The sequence below is a fragment of the Pseudomonas sp. SIMBA_068 genome (genome assembly GCF_046534705.1).
Lineage (GTDB): Bacteria > Pseudomonadota > Gammaproteobacteria > Pseudomonadales > Pseudomonadaceae > Aquipseudomonas > Aquipseudomonas putida.
This window is the reverse complement of record NZ_JAWRYI010000200.1, coordinates 1-329: the sequence shown is the minus strand read 5'-3', so window position 1 is coordinate 329 and position 329 is coordinate 1. Positions and strand designations below refer to the sequence as shown.

1 protein-coding gene is annotated in these 329 nt (G+C 63.2%); it reads right to left on the bottom strand.

Annotated features, from left to right (window positions below; translation table 11 throughout):
• Positions 1 to 329: AMP-binding protein (locus tag SB756_RS28815; RefSeq protein ID WP_410912935.1), on the bottom strand; the 329-nt coding region annotated here is incomplete at both ends.

Below are 329 nucleotides of genomic sequence, written 5' to 3'. Positions count from 1 at the left end.
CGCCGTTGATCAACGGGTGCATCCAGCCTTCGTGGGAGCCGTCGAAGGCGAAGGACATGAAGTGCAATTCGCAATCGGTCGGCCCGGTTTCATAGCGCTCGCCGGTGGCGATGATGTGCGCCACCAACGGCCCGTGGGACACCGCCACGCCCTTGGGCAGGCCGGTGGAACCGGAGGTGTAGATCACGTAGGCCAGGTTGTCGCCGTATAGCGTCACTTGCGGCGCACTGTCGCTGTAATCTGCCCACACCGACACCTCGTCGATCGCCAGGGCTTGCAAACCTTCGGGAATCGGCAACCGATGCTGCACCGCCGAATGGGTCAGCAAC